This is a genomic window from Mesorhizobium loti R88b (assembly GCF_013170845.1).
In the GTDB taxonomy this organism is placed as follows: Bacteria; Pseudomonadota; Alphaproteobacteria; order Rhizobiales; family Rhizobiaceae; genus Mesorhizobium; species Mesorhizobium loti_B.
Genome location: NZ_CP033367.1, coordinates 6,970,121 through 6,983,362, shown reverse-complemented (window position 1 = coordinate 6,983,362; position 13,242 = coordinate 6,970,121). Strand labels below are relative to the sequence as shown.

12 protein-coding genes and 2 pseudogenes are annotated in these 13,242 nt (G+C 58.3%); 6 read left to right on the top strand and 8 right to left on the bottom strand.

All coding sequences use genetic code 11. The features are described 5' to 3' along the window. Nucleotides 1–49: 49 nt before the first annotated feature. Nucleotides 50–572, top strand: a pseudogene (locus EB235_RS33675) (IS3 family transposase); the annotation flags it as partial. A 223-nt stretch (nucleotides 573–795) separates the two neighbouring features. Here EB235_RS33675 and EB235_RS35055 read toward each other — a convergent pair. Continuing rightward, the gene (locus EB235_RS35055) at nucleotides 796–1,128 is read right to left on the bottom strand and encodes a hypothetical protein (RefSeq protein ID WP_245268978.1); all 333 of its coding nucleotides are present in this window, start codon (nucleotides 1,126–1,128) and stop codon (nucleotides 796–798) included. Here EB235_RS35055 and EB235_RS35050 point away from each other — a divergent pair. Together EB235_RS35050 and EB235_RS33660 are read left to right on the top strand one after the other, a co-directional pair. Further along, nucleotides 1,037–1,270 carry a methionine adenosyltransferase domain-containing protein gene (locus EB235_RS35050; protein ID WP_432443013.1) on the top strand — a complete coding sequence of 78 codons (234 nt, stop codon included), beginning with the start codon at nucleotides 1,037–1,039 and terminating at the stop codon, nucleotides 1,268–1,270. The two genes, EB235_RS35055 and EB235_RS35050, sit on opposite strands and share 92 nt — an antisense overlap. Nucleotides 1,271–1,402: 132 nt before the next feature. Then, nucleotides 1,403–2,569 carry an NAD(P)/FAD-dependent oxidoreductase gene (locus tag EB235_RS33660; RefSeq protein WP_027033165.1) on the top strand — a complete coding sequence of 389 codons (1,167 nt, stop codon included), beginning with the start codon at nucleotides 1,403–1,405 and terminating at the stop codon, nucleotides 2,567–2,569. 72 nt (nucleotides 2,570–2,641) lie between these two features. Here the strand turns inward: EB235_RS33660 and EB235_RS33655 are convergent. Next, nucleotides 2,642–3,037, bottom strand: a pseudogene (locus tag EB235_RS33655) (IS481 family transposase); the annotation flags it as partial. A 462-nt stretch (nucleotides 3,038–3,499) separates the two neighbouring features. Between EB235_RS33655 and EB235_RS33650 the strand changes: the two are divergent. The 3 genes from EB235_RS33650 to EB235_RS33640 all read left to right on the top strand — a co-directional run bounded on the left by EB235_RS33650 (nucleotide 3,500) and on the right by EB235_RS33640 (nucleotide 6,773). Continuing rightward, nucleotides 3,500–4,489 carry a nodulation protein NodZ gene (locus EB235_RS33650; RefSeq protein WP_027033166.1) on the top strand — a complete coding sequence of 330 codons (990 nt, stop codon included), beginning with the start codon at nucleotides 3,500–3,502 and terminating at the stop codon, nucleotides 4,487–4,489. A 142-nt stretch (nucleotides 4,490–4,631) separates the two neighbouring features. Further along, nucleotides 4,632–5,732, top strand: coding sequence for a GDP-mannose 4,6-dehydratase (gene gmd / locus EB235_RS33645; protein WP_027033167.1), 1,101 nt, complete (start codon nucleotides 4,632–4,634; stop codon nucleotides 5,730–5,732). Between the two features lie 87 nt (nucleotides 5,733–5,819). Beyond that, complete coding sequence (locus EB235_RS33640) at nucleotides 5,820–6,773, top strand: GDP-L-fucose synthase family protein (protein WP_006333891.1); 954 nt, start codon at nucleotides 5,820–5,822, stop codon at nucleotides 6,771–6,773. Between the two features lie 1,057 nt (nucleotides 6,774–7,830). On the opposite strand, the gene EB235_RS33635 is transcribed toward EB235_RS33640, so the two are convergent. The 6 genes from EB235_RS33635 to nifA form a co-directional block, all read right to left on the bottom strand. Continuing rightward, nucleotides 7,831–8,742 (bottom strand): SIR2 family NAD-dependent protein deacylase, encoded by a 912-nt coding sequence (locus EB235_RS33635; RefSeq protein ID WP_027033170.1) that lies wholly within the window; start codon nucleotides 8,740–8,742, stop codon nucleotides 7,831–7,833. A 41-nt stretch (nucleotides 8,743–8,783) separates the two neighbouring features. Continuing rightward, nucleotides 8,784–8,996 (bottom strand): putative nitrogen fixation protein NifT, encoded by a 213-nt coding sequence (gene nifT, locus EB235_RS33630; protein ID WP_027033171.1) that lies wholly within the window; start codon nucleotides 8,994–8,996, stop codon nucleotides 8,784–8,786. Then, nucleotides 8,993–9,319 (bottom strand): nitrogen fixation protein NifZ, encoded by a 327-nt coding sequence (locus EB235_RS33625; protein WP_006333875.1) that lies wholly within the window; start codon nucleotides 9,317–9,319, stop codon nucleotides 8,993–8,995. The genes nifT and EB235_RS33625 overlap by 4 nt, the downstream gene beginning before the upstream one ends. Before the next feature lie 90 nt (nucleotides 9,320–9,409). Then, complete coding sequence (locus EB235_RS33620) at nucleotides 9,410–9,604, bottom strand: 4Fe-4S binding protein (RefSeq protein WP_027033172.1); 195 nt, start codon at nucleotides 9,602–9,604, stop codon at nucleotides 9,410–9,412. 32 nt (nucleotides 9,605–9,636) lie between these two features. After that, entirely contained in the window at nucleotides 9,637–11,118 is a 1,482-nt protein-coding gene (gene nifB, locus EB235_RS33615) for a nitrogenase cofactor biosynthesis protein NifB (RefSeq protein ID WP_027033173.1), read from the bottom strand. Between the two features lie 250 nt (nucleotides 11,119–11,368). After that, nucleotides 11,369–13,129: a nif-specific transcriptional activator NifA gene (nifA, locus tag EB235_RS33610; protein ID WP_027033174.1), complete on the bottom strand. Its 1,761-nt coding sequence runs from the start codon at nucleotides 13,127–13,129 to the stop codon at nucleotides 11,369–11,371. Nucleotides 13,130–13,242: the final 113 nt, after the last annotated feature.

The following is a 13,242-nucleotide window of genomic DNA, read 5'->3' as shown; positions in this document are numbered from 1 at the left end:
GAAATTTCGCCATTCTCGTCCGACTCAAAGGATGCACTATGGGCTAGGTGAAGCGAGCCTGAGGTCGCTTTCGGAGCGCTATGGCATCAACCCCAAGACGGTCGCGAAGTGGAGAAGCGGAATTCGACCGCCGATCTGTCCACCGGCTCCAGGGAGTCGACAGTTCTGTGTGTCGAGGAAAACCGTTGTTGTGGCCTTCCGCCGCAACAAGGCTGCTGCCGCTCGACGATTGCCTCTACGCGTTGCAGCCGACGTCCCGCATCTGACGCGCTCCCACCACTGTCTGCAGGCAAGCATCGGCCGATTGCCAGATGTCGACGGCGACAGGCCGGCGAGAAGAGTCGAGAGAATGAACCGGACCATCAAGACGCAACCGTCAAGCGCTTCCACTACGACGATCGCGACCAACTGCGTCGGCATCTTGCCGACTTCGTCGCGGCCTACAATTTCGGCCGCAAGCTGAAGACCCTCAAGGGCCTCACGCCCTGCGAGTTCATCTGGAAGGCATGGGCTTCCCAGCCCGAGCGTTCACTTTCAATCCGCTCCAGCAAATGCCGGGACTAAACATTTAGCAAATGGCGGATGAGGTGCACGATGCAAGTTAGCACGTCGCCTGGGGAAAGGTGCGCCGATCGCCTCCCTCTTGGCCAACCAGTTCCAGCTTGCCGTCTTACCAGGCCCCCGCCAATCTCGTTGCGTTGTTGTTTAGCGTTGCAACAGATCCTTCAAAGAAATTCATGGAATCGTTGCGAGCGCAAATCGCTGTCAATGGTACGCTCATCACAACTTGCGAGATCAGTGGCGGCAGAAATCTGGTGCCGTTTTATGTTCCGCCGCCAAACAGCATTTGCGAAGAGCGCGAAATGACAAAGCCAGCAGGACGAGGGTACCAGCCATGCGCACATCGATTACACCCAAGTCGCCCGCGATACGATACTCGATATTGGCTACGACGATGCCATCGGCTTTGATGGTCGAAATTGCGCCGTCGTTCTGGCTCTCACCGGGCAGTCGCCCGACATCAGCCAGGGCGTTGATGAAGGACGATGGCAGGATCTCGAGCAAGGGCGGGATCAGGGCCTCATGTTTGGATTCGCATGTTTTCGATCTCCGACCGAAAGGCATCATCAAGATGCTTGATCTCGTACGCCCGATATACCGCAACACGGCGACATACGGACACTTCGGCCGTGAAGAGCCTGAGTTCACCTGGGAGAAGAAGGACAGAGCCGACGACTTGCTGCGTGAGGCAGGACCGGCAGCTGCGTGAGCGCCGCTGGATCAAGCGCATGCGGCAACCCTTTTCAACTCGCTAGGCCCGCGCCCGCCGCGGCACGCGCTTCGACATCATGCTGACGGCTGTGTGATCGACACGGGCGGTTACCGGAAAGGCGACAAAAAAGTGCGTTACGACATCGTTATCATCGGAGGAGCCATCGTCGGCTCCTCGATCGCCTACTATCTGCGCGATGAAGGGTTTTCCGGCTCGATCGCGCTGATCGAGCGCGATCCGCAGTTCGCGCACGCGGCAACGACGTTGTCCTGCGCCTCCATTCGCCAGCAATTCTCGATCCCGCAGAACATCCGCCTGTCGCAGTTCACCATGAAACTGTTCCGGCGGCTGAAGGAAGAATTCGGCGCGGACGCCGACATCGGTTTTCGCGAGGGCGGCTTTCTCATTCTCGCTAGCGAGAACGGGCTGCCGATCCTGTATGCCAATCACGAAGCGCAGGTCGCCGAGGGGGCCGACATCCTGCTCGAGGACGCGGATCAGCTGACGCGCCGCTTCCCTTGGCTGTCGACCGAAGGTATATCCGCCGGCTCCTACGGCCGCAGCGGCGAAGGCTGGTTCGACGCGCATGCGATGCTGACGCTGTTCCGCAAGGCGCTGCGCGGCAAGAACGTGGACTTTATGACCGCCTCGGTCATCGGCATCGAGCGGCAGGGCCACCGTGTCACCAGCGTCAGGCTCGACAATGCCGAGACGATCGAAGCCGGCACCGTCCTCAATTCCGCCGGGCCGAATGCCGGCAAGGTCGCCGCTCTCGCCGGGCTGGCGCTGCCGGTCGAGCCGCGCAAGCGCAATGTCTTCGTCTTCGAGGCGCGCGAAAAATATGCCGACATGCCGCTGCTGGTCGATCCCTCCGGCATCTATGTCAGGCCGGAAGGCTCGGTCTATCTCACCGGCGGCGCCGAGCCGGAAGAGGGCGACGGCCCGGCCGATCCCCAGGATTTCGAGGTCGACTGGCCGCTGTTCGAAGAGGTCATCTGGCCGGTGCTGGCGACCCGCATTCCGGCCTTCGAGGCGATCAAGCCGACACGCGCCTGGGCCGGCCATTACGACTACAACACCCTCGACCAGAACGCGGTCATCGGCCCGCATCCGCAGGTGAAAAATTTCCTCTTCGCCAACGGATTTTCAGGCCACGGTCTGCAGCAGGCCCCGGCGGTCGGCAAGGCGCTGGCCGAGCTTCTCGTGCATGGCGGCTACCGCACGGTCGATTGCTCCGCGTTTGGGTACATCCGTGTCGCCGAAGGGCGGGCGTTTAGGGAATTGAATGTGATCTAGCAACAACGGCGCCGCGACGGCTCCTTTGGTGCCGGCGGGACAGAGGGGCGCGAAGGTTCGCGACAGGCGGTGCCGCGGTACAAAGGCCTTGATGTTTAGCTTGCCCTGTTCGGTTGGGATCTCCGCAATATCAATGTGGAAGAAGCCGATGCTTGCTCTGCAGACATCGGTGCAATGAAGAGCGCGTCAGATGCGGGATCGTCGGCTGCAAGGCCGTAGAGGCAATCGTCCAGCGGCAGCAGTGTGTTGCGGCGGAAGGCCACAACAACAGTCCTCTTCTACGGCAGACAGAACCTTCGATCTCGGCTCCCTGGGGCCGGTGGGCAGATCGGCGGTCGAACTCCGCTCCTCCACTTCGCGACCGTCTTGGGGTTGATGGCATAGCGCTTCGAAAGCGAGCTCAGGCTCGCTTACAGCTCGACGCATCGCCTCTTTCTTTGTGGCGCTCCCGTGCAGAACCTGGCCCAGTCGAAGCTTCGTGGCCGCGGCCCGCGCTCATGGCCGGCTCACTTAGGTCGATGCTGCGTGCTGTCACCGTGAGGTTCCGCTGGGGTTAGCGGTGCGTCGAGCACAGCGAGCGGGTTCACAGCCAACGCTCTGGAACCCATGTCCCTAGCCATCCATGGCGTGGATGCGTTTCATCGAAACAGACGATTTTACCGATGTTACGGCACGATGCATAGAAAGAATTCAAGAATGTAGCAGCCTTAAGGAAAGTGGTTGATGTTTGCGTTGGCTCCGAAGAGCATTTTCTGGTCTGCGCGGAAGACCAGCCCAGGCGCGCGTCCATCGCGGCCAGGCACTTCCGCGACAGACGCAAGCTACATCGCATTGGCACAGCACGACAATCTTCCCCGAATTGCGCAGGCGCTTGCCTCAAACGCAGCAGCAAAGCTGAGGCTTGTGGTGTTCTGGAGAGAGGCAATTTAGATGCTTGTTGATCGCTCAAGGAACGATCGGTTCGTTGTTTCTCGACGGCGCACGGGTCTCGGTGATTGCCTGTGGTCTCTCGCGTCGGCTTGGGACTACGCACATCGGACGGGACGCGCTTTAGCAATAGATTGGCGCGGCTCTTGTTACCTTGACAACCCGTTTGCGAATGCCTTTCCAGCTTTCTTCAAGCCAATTGCGGATATCGGTGGTGTACGGGTCATTTGCGATGACCAGATCAACCACGTCTCATTCCCTGGTCCCTTCTTCCCGTCGTGGTGGAACAAGCCATCCATCGACTGCGTGTACCGTCCGGATGAACAGATTTTCCAAGAACGTGACGAGCTTAACGATCTTTTCCAGGCCCAAGATGATTGTGAAGCCAACACGGTAGTGTGTGATGCTTGCTTGATGTGGCGCTGCGATGAAAAGGCGGAGCGAACCATATTTAGGAGCATCACACCGAGGGTCGAAATTGAGGATCGCATTGAAGCGCTCTACCAGGAACATTTTGACGGGCACAGCATAATTGGAGTCCATGTCCGCCACGGCAACGGCGAAGATATTATGGATCACGCACCTTACTGGGCTGATCCAAAGGTTGCCTTAGAGCAGGTATGCACTGCCATTCGTATGGCCAAGGCGCAACCGCATTCAAGACCTGTAAGGGTGTTCTTGTGTACAGACAGCGCCAAGGTTGTTGATCACCTGTCGGGCGTATTTCCCGAACTTTTCACCGTCCCAAAACGCTTCCAGGAGGATCAGGCCGGCCCCTTACACAGTGCAGCACTGGGCACCGACGGGGGGTTTTCCGCGCTCGTTGAGATGTATCTCCTCGGTCGATGCGACACTGTTATTCGCTTTCCTCCGACTAGCGCCTTCACCCGCTATGCCCGCCTCTTCGTGCCACGAATTGTCGAATTCGATTTGAATGACCCGCGTCGTTTGATCTTGATCGACAACTCTTTCGAACGTCCCCCGGCTCCATGAAAGGCTGGCATCCCGCTCGAACTCTCACTTGCCTTCGCGCAGAGGCCCCCGTTCGCCCTGCCCAATACGCCCCTTTCTCGCCACGCAATCCCGCCGCACGCGAGCGTTTTCATGGGCGCGTCAAAATCAAAAGGATTCAAGCTTGTCAAAGAGAAAAGTAGCTTTAATCACCGGGGTTACGGGGCAAGACGGTTCCTACCTCGCAGAATTGCTTTTAGAAAAGGGCTATTCCGTGCATGGGATAAAGAGACGATCGTCTCTTTTTAATACGGGCCGTATAGACCATCTCTATCATGACCCTCATGAAAGTGGCGTTGATCTTACACTTCACCACGGGGACTTGACAGACTCGTCGAGCCTTACGCGCGTCATCCAACTGGTTCAGCCGGACGAAATTTACAATTTGGCAGCTCAGAGCCACGTTGCAGTCTCCTTTGAAGAACCAGAATACACCGCGAACTCCGATGCCTTGGGTGCGCTGCGTATCCTCGAGGCAATTCGGATCCTGGGGCTCGTCAAGCATACGCGCTACTACCAAGCCTCGACGTCTGAGCTCTACGGGCTGGTGCGGGAAACGCCACAGACCGAGACGACACCGTTCTACCCCCGGTCCCCCTACGCTGTTGCCAAATTGTATGCTCACTGGATCACCGTAAACTATCGAGAATCTTACAATTTGTATGCGTGTAACGGCATTTTATTTAATCATGAGTCACCTGCGCGCGGAGAAACATTTGTAACTCGCAAAATCACGCGCGCCTTGACTCGGATTAAGCTTGGAATGCAGCGCACTCTATTTCTGGGCAACCTTAATGCGCGTCGCGATTGGGGGCACGCTCGAGACTACGTCCAGATGCAGTGGTTGATGCTGCAGCAGGAGCAACCTGAAGACTTTGTGATCGCTAGCGGTGAGCAACATTCGGTGCGCGAATTCGTCACCGTCGCGGCCGCTGAACTCGGCATCGATGTTCGTTGGGTGGGGGAAGGGGTCGACGAAGAGGGGTACGATGCAAAGACGGGAGCTCTGATCGTAAAAGTAGATCCCCGTTATTTTCGTCCTGCAGAAGTCGAGACACTTCTCGGCGATGCCCGCAAGGCGAAAGAAAAACTTGGGTGGGAGCCCAAAATCTCCTTCATCGAATTGGTTAGGGAGATGGTTCGGGAAGATTTGCGCATGGCTGAGCGTGAAGCAGTGCTGATGAAGCAGGGTTATTATTCACACAGTCCACGAGAGTTATGCTGACAACGGCGGCGCCATGCTGGGTTGTTGTCAGTGCTATGGTGGCCTTCTTAAGGAGCGCCCAGAGCGTTAACAATGGAAAACAAAAAGATGAAGAAAGTCTATGTGGCAGGCCATCGCGGCCTTGTTGGATCCGCCACAATGAGAGCCCTCGAGGCATTAGGATCCTATGAGATAATAACACGTACTCACGACGAACTGGATCTATTTGACCGGAGCGAGACGCGCAGGTTCTTCATGTCGCAGCGGCCAGATTACGTCGTTATGTGCGCCGCAAAGGTTGGTGGTATACTGGCGAACGCCAGCTCCCCTGTCGATTTCCTTCATAACAACCTCGCGATTCAAGTCAGTGTTTTTGATGCCGCTTACGCTTCCGGCGTCGAACGGATGATTTTTCTTGGCTCCTCGTGTATCTATCCACGCGACTGTCCGCAGCCGATACGGGAGGAATACCTTCTCACCGGTCCGCTTGAAGCGACGAATCGTCCCTACGCTTTGGCAAAAATCGCAGGTGTCGAATCGTGCTGGTCTTTCAACCGGCAGTACAAGGCGCGCTATCTCGCGTTGATGCCGACCAATTTATATGGTCCCGGCGATAATTATCACCCCGAAAATTGTCACGTTCTGCCTGCTCTGATACGCCGCTTTCATCAAGCTAAAATGAACGGCGACTCCTCTGTGGGGGTCTGGGGATCCGGAAATCCTCGGCGAGAGTTTATGTATTCGTCGGATGTAGGAGATGCCATTGCGTTCCTGCTTGGCCTGCCAGATTCGGATTTTGACGCCTTGACAGCCCCCGACACTGCGCCCCTGATTAATGTTGGCGTTGGTGAGGACGTCACAATTCGCGAGGTGGCGGAACTCGTCAAGGCGGCGGTCTGCTGGGAGGGCAATTTGGTGTTCGACACGACGAAGCCAGACGGTACTCCGCGCAAGCTACTGGACGTAACGCGCTTGCGTAACCTTGGCTGGAAAGCCAAAACGTCTCTTGGTGCCGGGTTGCAAGCGACGTATGAGGATTTTCTTCGCCTTCATGCGGCTTGATGTGGAAGCGCGCATCCAGGTTGGACTGCATGTCCGACCGGGTGCAAGCTCGCCCAGTCCGGCCAAACAGATGAGAGGGACGCATACATCCCGAGGCGGCCGCAATAGTGGCCTGTGCTGACGTTGCAGACCGGACCTCTCTGCGACCGGCGATGCAGAGGATCACCCAGAAGCTTGCCCAAGCCAAATGGGAAGGGAAGGAAGGCCGCATAACCGGCCGCACTGGAACGGCTGTGCGTGAGCGCCGTCAACTCAAGCCGCCAGTTAGAACTGCTCGACCTCGCGGGAGCCGCTGCTTACGAAGCTGGCATCGACAGGAAGGCCAACCAGGCCCGCATCATGCCTCGAGGCAGGCCTTATCCAAGGCGGTGCATGCGGAAATGGCGGGCGTCGACGTATGCTTTTCAACTCGCGCTTAGCCGCAGGCGGGATCGTGTCCCCCTGCGTGGTGGAGCTGGCGGCATTGGTCGCCGTGCTCTCCGGCATGGGCCGGGCTGATCGGATTGGTTCAGTCTGCGTTGTTAGCGCCGAACTCACTCGCCTCAAGGTCATGGCGCCACAAGCGCGGATTCGCGGCGCCGTGGTGCGGGCGTTTACAACTCATGCAGCAGTGGGTCTCGTTGATGGCGAAGCGGGCTGCCCTGAACCAATCGCTCGCGTCTGCGGCGCGCCAAGCTGTCGCAACGCGATCATCCTGACACTCTGGGATGGCAGTGGCAGGTGACCGCCTATGCGGTGAGCACGCTTGGCCTTAGCTCGATTGGCATCGACCCCAACCGGCCCTGGTCATCGCGCCGTGCCACAGCTTTTACCGCCAAGTGAAGCCGATCAGCTGCGACCGCTCGCCGCGACAACCCTGGCGCCAGACTATGCTCTGCTCGGCTGGTTCGAGCCCGTCGCCGCTGTGTTCATCCGCAGCATCGAATGCCATATCCACTGCAGCCTCGAATGAAATAACCGTCGTAGCTTTTCAGAGCGCCTCTCGGAGTTGTTGAAAAACCCGGAAGTCAATTGCCCGTTTTACCTTTTCGGCAATGTTGAGGCGTCTGAGAATGGCTCAAACGATACCCCGTTTGGCTTCATGCAATGTCTCGCCCAGTCCGACGAGACGGGCTGCGGCCTGACCCGTCGGCATGTCAATGACCGTGATTGCGCTTGCCGCAAGGAAACGACGCTCGTTCTTGGTCAGCGTCGCTGTATCGATTGCCGCAAAATGTGGGCCATTGGAGCGCTTCATGATCTGCCGGGCATAGGTGCGCAGCATCTGATCGTTGAAGCGGCAGCCGATGAAGAAAAGACCACGGCTGGCTCGCCGTTCCTTCACCAGGTCAGGGATCGGCGTCTGGATGTCGATTTCGCTCAGCACTTCAACGTAGTCGGAATCTGCGACGAGGAAGTTTGCGGCCGGCCTGGCACCGCCGTGAGGGGCGTAGAGAACCGTCTTCGCCGCTGGTGCGGATTCGAGTAATATCCCGGACAAATCGTAGGCTTTCGTCCAAATGTCACCGATCTCGTGCGCCCGTGTTACGCCCTGTATTTCGACGACGTCCGTTCGGCGGGTCTGTATTAGAGCCGCGCGCATGGCACCGTCGTACCAGCTGTCGACGATCACGGAGAGCGGCAGCGTTGCAAGCCAGGCATGCAAGATGGTCGGCACCACCGGGGCCGCGAATATTTCGGCCATCCAAGCTTGAAGCGTCCGGCGGTGCCGGCGCTGTTCGATATACTGCGCTACCGACCACATGTTGGTGCGAATCTTCGAAGGGGCTGGCGTGCGCTTGTTGAGCGCTGCGGCAACGGCTTCGGGGGTATGCGGTACGGGCGGTCCCGCGGAGCGGATCTCAAGCAGACCCGGGCCGAGATAGGGAATGACCTGATCGGCCGCGAGCGCTTTCTTCAAAAGGTCAAGCTGCCTTTCGGCAAAACTGTCCCGAATGACGACGAGATGGCCCGAGGTCATTGTGTTCATGCTCGTATCCCTTTGCCGCTCTCTTTGTGTCAACCCGAAGGTCAGTCCTCGCCGGAAATCTTCCTTGCCTCGACGGTAATCGGCAAAGGCGTGTCCCACGGAAGGTCGGGCAGAACTAACCGCCAGCCGTTCTTCAGCGTCACAGCCCCGCCCCATAAGTGTTCGTTGTCGACCTTGATGATCGGCTCTTCGAGATCCTTTTTGGGAATATATGCCGACAAGCCAGCACCGGTCCTGCGGATCATTACCCTCATCGGGCCGTTCCTTTGTTAAAGCCAGCACCGATTTCGGCACTGGAAGGAGTCCGGGCCGTCTCAAGGCTCATGAGTTCACGCGCACGCATGCCGACGACGGTGCCGCGATCGACCCATTCGACCGCATAGATGTAGAACTGCTGGAGAAAGGTGCCGATGTCGCGCACATAGCCCTCGTCGCCTTTGCGCACCAGATTTTCACCGATCTCCTTGCCCGGATAGGTGCCGTCATTTTTTATGTGGCGTGTGGCGCGGACCCGCTCACCCGGCATGAATCGCGGGGGTGTACGGATTTCGATGTCCTGTTCGCGTCCGAGGCTCATGGCCGTTCCTTTCTCTCGGCTGCAGCTTTCCAACAGGAGGTCAATAGTCCTGCGGAGGCGCCTCGACCGTGTCGGTAGCCGAAATGGAGGTCAGGCAGGGACGCAAGTCTTCGACACCGGACATACCGAGGCGCATTGCTGCGTTTCGAAGGTCCCCTCGCATTCGGTGCACTTTTTCGGATCGATCACGTAGATCTCGCCCTTGAACTTAATCGCGCCCGAAGGGCATTCAAACTCACAGGCACCGCACTGGGTGCATTGGGAAGCGATGATCTTAAAGGCCATTTTCAACTCCGGTTCGGTTAGAATGAGGCGGCTCAGGCCGTCGCAGCCAGTGGCTCACTCCCAAACTCGGCGGCGTAAAGCGCGCCGATCGCGGTCTCGATGTAGTCATACCCGTAAGCGTCTGTTGCTCGGATCCCACCTTCCTTGAGACGATCCTCGGGGCAATTTCCAATTCTCGCGCACAGCACGATGTCTACGCCTTCGAGCGTAGAGATGACGCCGTCGAGCCTCTTGTCCTCGGCCCGGCCGCCGAGGCAATACTGTTCGACCTTGCGATGACCGACGAAACTGATCCCTTTCGGAGAGGCCTCATAAACCTGGAATTCCTTCGCATGGCCGAAATGCTCGTTGATGCGGCCGCCACCCTTGGTCGCCACCGCTACCAGAAGCGATTTGCCGGAGCCTGCGGTCTTGACCATCCCGAGCGCCTCGCTCTTGGCCGCCAGGCGATCGCCCCGCTCGCGCGCGACCACTGCCCGATATGTCTCGCGCTTGCTGGCGTCGTACGTGACCTTGTCGGGAAGCCGGTCGAGCGTGAATTCCTGGCCACGATCCTCGCCGAGCAGGCCGACAGCATCGGCCCGGCACTGCCGGCAGTGGCGCATCAACTTGGCGCCGCCTTCGAGACGATCCTGAAGGGCCTTCAGCTCCATTGCCTTGGGGCCGCGCTGCCCACTCAGGCCGTAATGCGTACCGTGCGCCGGGTCGGAAATCAGCGGCATGACATTGTGCAGGAACGCGCCGCGCTCCTTGACCCATTTATTCACCTCGATCAGGTGCTCATCGTTTACGCCGGGGATCATTACCGAATTGATCTTGGTGAGGATGCCGCGCGCCGTCAGCATCTCCAGCCCCGACATCTGTCGTTCGTGCAGGATCGTGGCTGCCTCAACGCCGGTATAACGGCGGTTGTCATAGAAGATCCACGGATAGATCTTGGCACCGATCCGCGGGTCGACCATGTTGATGGTGATCGTCACGTGATCGACATTCATTTCGGCAAGCTCGGCGACGCGGTCTGGCAGCGCGAGCCCGTTGGTTGAGATGCACAGCTTGATGTCGGCGATTTCCTTGGCGACCCGTTGGAATGTCGCCTTTGTGTTCTTCCAGTCGTAACAGGCATCGCCCGGTCCGGCGATGCCAAGCACGGAAAGCTGCGGCACTTCGTTGGCAACCCCGATCACCTTGCGCAGCGCCTGGTCGGGCGTCAGCCTTTCCGAAACGACCCCAGGCCGGCTTTCGTTGGCGCAGTCAAATTTGCGATTGCAGTAGTTGCATTGAATATTGCAGGCTGGGGCGACCGCCACATGCATGCGCGCGAAATAGTGGTGCGCTTCCTCTGAAAAGCAGGGATGATCCTTGATCTTCTCCCAGACGGCCGAGTCCATCTCGTGCGGCTTCGCGGAGGAGCCGCAGGATGAAGATGCGCAGCCACCGGATTTCGCTCTCGCCGGCGACTGATCGAAGACTGTCGTGCCGGAAAGGCCCTGTAGCGAAATCATCGGTGCGGACATGGAGCGGCTCCGTGCGTGATGTGAACATCGCACTTCAGAGCGCAAGAGATATGCCAACCCCAAAAGCGGTCTTATCCGTCATGTTGGCTTTTACGTCGGCCTTTTGTGTCCAATTGTGTCCGTTTCCTGCGACACGGTTTTGTCAGGTCGCCGACAACGGTCAAAAGCAATGCGAAAAGTGACGTCTTGTCTCAGTTACGCCCGGTGCGGGCAGCAAGCGCGCCCCCACGTTTGATGTCATCAGGGACGTTTAGAACTTCTTCACTCCGATACGATGCCGGCGCAAAGCATAGCCGACCTGCCGCGGCGTGAGACCAAGAACACGAGCCGCCTTGGCCTGAACCCAGCCGGCTTTCTCCATCGCATCAATCAGCCGGTCGCGTTCCGTCAGACGCGGGTTCATTGCAGGGCAAACGGGATGGTGGGGGTCGCAGGTCTCGCCGGGCGATGCCTCATTCTGTGAGGGGCCGACTCGCATGGCAGGCAGCGGCGATCCAACCGGCATCATATTGCCACGTGCGAACTCGTCGACGGCATAGGCGCCGTGCGAACGGTCGACTCCTTTCCACAGAAGCGAAGACAGGCACTGGCTGTTCTTGCAGGCGAAATCCGACGCAGTTATTGTCGTTGAACGCGCAAGTGTGGCCGTCCGTCTCACACAATTCTCCAACTCACGCACGTTGCCAGGGAAATAGCATTGCGACATCAGGTCAAGCGCCGACGGCGTGAAGCCAAGATCGCGATGGTTCTCCTTGTTGAATCGGTCGAGGAGAGCGTTCGCAAGGCGTGGAATATCGCCCGGTCGTTCTCTGAGGGGAGGCAGGACTATTGGCACCACATTGATGCGGTAATAAAGGTCGGCCCTGAACTCTCCATTCCGGACAGCCGTCTCGAGGTCCTTGTTGGTGGCGCATATGAGCCGCACGTCAACTTTTAGGGTCCTGGTGCCGCCCACTCGCTCCAGTTCTCCTTCCTGCAAGACGCGCAACAGCTTGGCTTGAAAGGCAGGCGAAATCTCGCCGATTTCATCAAGCAGCAGGGTTCCGCCATTTGCCAATTCGAACCGGCCAGCGCGCTGCAGGATAGCCCCGGTGAAGGCGCCCTTCTCGTGGCCAAAGAGCTCCGATTCCAAAACGCTTTCGGGCAGTGCCGCGCAGTTCAATTTGACGAAGGATTTCTCCCTCCGATGTGAAAGCTTATGGATGGCCTGTGCAAAGAACTCCTTGCCGGTACCGCTTTCGCCTCGAAGAAGCACGGTGGAATTGGTCCTGGCCACGACCGAGACGATCTCCAGCACTTGCTTGAGCGCGGGACTTTCTCCTATGATTCCGTCGATCTTGACATGCGGATGTCGGGCCGAATGGGTCCTGTCCTCGTCGAGCGACTGCTCTGGTCTCGGTTGCTTCTCGATAAGTCGCTGACCAGCCGTGCTCAAAGTGCGATGCAGGCGGATGGTCCGGCCGACCAGATTGGCGACCATGGCCAGGAAACGTAAGTCCTCCTCGTAGCGGAACCTGGTGGTACCGTTCCTGACGCGGTCGATCGACAGCGTCCCGAAGATCTTTTCCTCAGCCTTTAGCGGGACACCGATAAACGCAGTTGCGACCGTGCCGCTGCTCGATTGAGGATCAGCCTGAAATAGCTCGGACGTGCTTGTGTCTTGTATGACGATCGGAACTCCAGTAGCGACGATTTTGTCTATTACAGCCTGGGGTATGACGCTGCCGGCGGCTGACTTAGGCACAGCACCGCCGGTAGTTGCGCTAATCTGCGGCTCTCCTTCAGCGTCCAGGACGACGATTGCGCCATCACGCATTTGCACAAACGAGGAGAGGATATTCGCGACATTGGCAAGCGTAATCTCCAGCCGGGTCGGGGCAGTCAGAATCTTCGATATCTCGTAGATTCCCCTGAGCAAGCTGTCCGCATTGCGCGCCGCTTCGACCGCAGGTTCAGGCGGAGTGTTCCGAGATACAATTTCACCGACCTGATCTGGAAGCATGTGAGCCATGCAAACACCTCAAGGGTTGTCCAAGGTGCTCCTCCCAACCCCTTTTTTGTACTTCGAGTTCCAGAAACATAGTATTTTCAGCTTTTCGGCAATTGTGAACAATATTGGCGGTC

Excerpts from the sequence above, each read along its gene's own strand:
- EB235_RS33635 (WP_027033170.1), bottom strand. The coding sequence starts at position 8,742 with ATGAACACAATGACCTCGGGCCATCTCGTCGTCATTCGGGACAGTTTT.
- EB235_RS33640 (WP_006333891.1), top strand. The coding sequence starts at position 5,820 with ATGAAGAAAGTCTATGTGGCAGGCCATCGCGGCCTTGTTGGATCCGCC.
- EB235_RS33620 (WP_027033172.1), bottom strand. The coding sequence starts at position 9,604 with ATGGCCTTTAAGATCATCGCTTCCCAATGCACCCAGTGCGGTGCCTGT.
- nifT (WP_027033171.1), bottom strand. The coding sequence starts at position 8,996 with ATGAGGGTAATGATCCGCAGGACCGGTGCTGGCTTGTCGGCATATATT.
- nifB (WP_027033173.1), bottom strand. The coding sequence starts at position 11,118 with ATGTCCGCACCGATGATTTCGCTACAGGGCCTTTCCGGCACGACAGTC.
- EB235_RS35050 (WP_432443013.1), top strand. The coding sequence starts at position 1,037 with ATGAAGGACGATGGCAGGATCTCGAGCAAGGGCGGGATCAGGGCCTCA.
- EB235_RS35055 (WP_245268978.1), bottom strand. The coding sequence starts at position 1,128 with ATGATGCCTTTCGGTCGGAGATCGAAAACATGCGAATCCAAACATGAG.
- EB235_RS33625 (WP_006333875.1), bottom strand. The coding sequence starts at position 9,319 with ATGAGCCTCGGACGCGAACAGGACATCGAAATCCGTACACCCCCGCGA.
- EB235_RS33650 (WP_027033166.1), top strand. The coding sequence starts at position 3,500 with ATGCTTGTTGATCGCTCAAGGAACGATCGGTTCGTTGTTTCTCGACGG.
- nifA (WP_027033174.1), bottom strand. The coding sequence starts at position 13,129 with ATGGCTCACATGCTTCCAGATCAGGTCGGTGAAATTGTATCTCGGAAC.